3 protein-coding genes and 1 pseudogene are annotated in these 3,389 nt (G+C 60.9%); 2 read left to right on the top strand and 2 right to left on the bottom strand.

From position 1 onward, the window contains the following. Positions 1-1,038, top strand: a 1,038-nt coding sequence (locus J0I64_RS03615; protein ID WP_291406252.1) for a DUF6596 domain-containing protein, incomplete at its 5' end; no start/stop codon positions are given. A gap of 608 nt (positions 1,039-1,646) precedes the next feature. Here J0I64_RS03615 and J0I64_RS03610 read toward each other — a convergent pair. Both J0I64_RS03610 and J0I64_RS03605 read right to left on the bottom strand, forming a co-directional pair. Continuing rightward, positions 1,647-2,219 (bottom strand): DNA-binding protein, encoded by a 573-nt coding sequence (locus J0I64_RS03610; RefSeq protein ID WP_291406251.1) that lies wholly within the window; start codon positions 2,217-2,219, stop codon positions 1,647-1,649. Between the two features lie 62 nt (positions 2,220-2,281). Then, on the bottom strand, positions 2,282-2,779 hold the full coding sequence (locus tag J0I64_RS03605; protein ID WP_291406250.1) for a hypothetical protein: 498 nt from the start codon (positions 2,777-2,779) through the stop codon (positions 2,282-2,284). A gap of 402 nt (positions 2,780-3,181) precedes the next feature. Here J0I64_RS03605 and J0I64_RS03600 point away from each other — a divergent pair. After that, positions 3,182-3,389 (top strand): annotated as a pseudogene (locus tag J0I64_RS03600) (hypothetical protein); the annotation flags it as partial.

The following is a 3,389-nucleotide window of genomic DNA, read 5'->3' as shown; positions in this document are numbered from 1 at the left end:
CGTCGCCGCCAGACCGATGCCTACCGCCGCAACAGCACCAGCAAAGTCGGCGAAAGGCACCTCACCCTGATGCGCGAAGAACTGGACGATCTCGCCATGACTCCGGACGCCATCCCCGATCGCCGCCTCGCCTTGATGTTCGCCTGCGCCCATCCCGACATCGACCCGTCCCTCCGCAGCCCGCTGATCCTCCAGACCATCCTCGGCCTCACCGCCGCCGATATCGGCGCCGCCTTCCTCATCCCTGCCGCCACCATGGGCCAGCGCCTTGTCCGCGCCAAATCGCGCATTGCCGAACTCGGCATCGCCTTCGAAATCCCCGACACGGAAGACCTGCCCGACCGCCTCGACGCCGTCCTCGAAGCCATCTACGCCGCCTATTCAAAGGGCTGGAACGATCTCGTCGGCGAAGCCGGCGGCCAGCTTGCCGAAGAAGCCATCTGGCTCGGCCGCCTCGTCGCCTCGCTCCTGCCAGCCTCGCCCGAAGCCAAGGGCATGCTGGCCCTTATGCTCTACTCCGACGCCCGCCGCGCCGCTCGCCGCAGCCCCACCGGCGCCTATGTGCCGCTCGACGAGCAGGACACCGCCCTTTGGGACATGGAGGCCATCGAAACCGCAGAATCCCTCCTCCGCGCCGCCAGCAGCGCCGGCCCTACCGGCCGCTGCCAGCTCGAAGCCGCCATCCAGTCCGCCCACATCGTCCGGCGCCTCACCGGCACGAACAACTGGCCGATCGTGGTAAAGCTCTACGACATCCTCCTTGCCATGACCGGCTCCCCTGTCGTCCTCCTCAACCGCGCCGCCGCCCTCGCCGAAACCGATGGTCCAGCCGCGGCTCTCCAAAGCATCGCACCCCTTGCCGAGGACAAACGCATGGCCGACTACCAACCCTATTGGGCCGTCCGCGGCCGGCTGCTTGCCGAAACCGGTAACCGCGAAGCTGCGCATGAAGCACTGACACTAGCCATGGGCCTTTCCACCGACCCGGCAATCCGCCATTGGCTGGATGCGAGGCGGGCGGAGCTGATAGTGGGGTGAGCGTGACTCTACCCCCACCCATCCTCCCCCATCAAGGGGGAGGTGTTGCATCGAGTTTGGAACTGGGTGCGAGCCAAAATCACCGGCCAGTGTTGTTTAACGCGCGGTATTGGTATTGCCGGAATTATCCGGTATTCCGCGAGAACAGCCGGAAAAGACCAGAGTTTCAATGAGTTATATGTGGAATTGATCGGAGATAATCGGAATTCCATTTAACGCGGGGTTTTGTCATTTCTCGGCAAAATTGCGCGGTTCGTCTGTTTTGATAGCGCGCTCGGCCCTAGCCATCAAGACGCCGTCAAACCCTTGTCACGCGGGACTTTGACGGGATGGAAACGCCTGCAAAACAGGCCACGCAGTCAAAACCTTCACGGAACTTAGGTCCGCGAAGAAATGAGCGCAGAAATCATAATTATTTCAATACGATACCACATACCGGCCAATTAAGTGGAACGAACAACTCCGAGGCGTTCCGCCGCTGCTAAAAGCCATCATATTTGATGGGTCTTCAGTGAAGAAGGAGCATATTTGCACCTTCTTAAAAAGCAAGAACCCGCACGAATGCGGGTTCTTCAAACGCAGCAAACGTGCGGTATTTGATCTGGCGTTTATCTGTCCGTCAGGCCGAACCTGACCAGCACCATCGCGGCCTCTTCGACGGTCGGAAGCTCGACGCCTGGAGGCAGCGAGTGCGGCAGGTCCCGCCATGCCGCTGCAAGGTCGCTATCGTTCTTCATCAGGCGCATTAGTGGAAGGACCCACGGTGGCGCTGTAAGGGCCGTGGGGCGCTGATCTGGCATTGGCGGGGGCTGAATATCGGGAAAGGCTAGCACTTCGCCTTCAACTTCGGGGAGGTCGAGCAAGCGGCTCAATAGCGTGTCGAACGCTCGGGCAGGAAGCGACGCAACGTGGTAGCGGAAACGCCTTCCCTTTAGGTTGCGGTCTCGCTGCCGTCGCCATTTCCCGGCAGTCGCCTTGCGGGTTATTCCAGCGGCAGACGCGGGGAGCCCCGGCAGGCGCAGCGTCACCAAGTCGTCGGCAGAAAGCCATTCTTCAAAGTTGTTTTCGTCGCGCAGCAGGCGCACCAGGAGCGCTTCGAGATAGAGTGTGCGGCGTTGGTTATAGGCCCACTCGGCGGCGTTCACCTGGACGGTGAGGTCAAGTTCGTTTTCGGAGAACATGTTGATGCTTTCGAGGGTAGGCGCAGCCGCCGCGCAGCGCCTACCAAGGTTGAAGGGGCGGCTCAGCGAGTGGCAGCGCTGCGCGAGGTCTTGGCGGGAACTTCGGCCTTGGCCGAGGCGGAAAGGAGTTGCGCCATGACGCGCTTCACCTGTTCTTCCTGAAGGTCGACCACTTCGGCAATTTCGTCCGCGCCGATGCCCTCCTGAAGTTCGGCAATGATCTGCTTGCGAAGCTCATCTTCATGCTCGCGCATGGAGTGCATCTCCGCGATGACCTCGCGGTTGCTGGCGATAATTTCCTCATAGTTCGGGTGGCTAGGGTCGATCTTGCCGGGTTCACGCTGCGGCTCCATACGCAGATGGCGCAGCTTCATGGCGTTGGCCCGCGCAACGTCGATCTGTTGCCGGAACAGAATGCCGATGCCATCGGCCACATATTGGAGGCTGTTGCCGGCCTCCATGCCGGTCACCACCAGTTCGCCCAGGGCGAAAAGCGCTTCGTGGGCTTCTTCGATAGCGGAAAGAAGATCGTGCGGCTGCACGCTGTCGAGATCGGTCATTTGGTCTCCTGAGCGCTTTTCAAGGCGCGTAATCCGGCGCGACAATTCGCCCGGAGCCGGGAGTTGAAAACCGTTCAGGAACGGCAGCAAGACCTTTAGGCCGAAGCCCTGGACATACGCCTTGCCCTCCCGGCCGCGAATAGGGGCGACCGCGCCGACCCTGCAAAATCAAAGCCCGCAAGGGTGCGGGGTTTGATCGCGAAGACCGGACATAAAAATAGCACCGTTTGGGACCGAGGCCCTTGGTGGCGCTGACCGCCTGAGGAGTTTTCAAGCTCCGAGGGACACTATAGGCCCGCTTGCGACTAGGTGCAAGAGTCCACCAACGCACCTACGCCAATGTATGGAAGGCTGTGCCTAAACCACCATCGCACCAAACCGACGAAGCTAACAGGTGCAATCGTGGCGAAGCCCACCAAGGGTATCGGCAGGGTGGGTCTTGCCAATCTTAAGCCGTACATTGAAGTGCTTGGCACCGATGATGCCATGCGCTTCTTTCTCTATCTGGGCGGTTCCCAAATCTACCTCGGTCTCAGCCGGTCTCAGGGCGGGCTCGCGGAAAGCGTCGTGGGCAGCGATAAGGCCGTGGCGCTTGCAAAGGTATTGAGCG

Source organism: Devosia sp. (assembly GCF_017307565.1).
Lineage (GTDB): Bacteria > Pseudomonadota > Alphaproteobacteria > Rhizobiales > Devosiaceae > Devosia.
The sequence above is the reverse complement of the archived record's forward strand: the minus strand, read 5'-3'. Positions and strand labels throughout refer to the sequence as shown.

Bases quoted from the DNA above. Each gene is read 5' to 3' on its own strand.
- J0I64_RS03610 (WP_291406251.1), bottom strand. From the start codon at position 2,219: ATGTTCTCCGAAAACGAACTTGACCTCACCGTCCAGGTGAACGCCGCC.
- J0I64_RS03605 (WP_291406250.1), bottom strand. From the start codon at position 2,779: ATGACCGATCTCGACAGCGTGCAGCCGCACGATCTTCTTTCCGCTATC.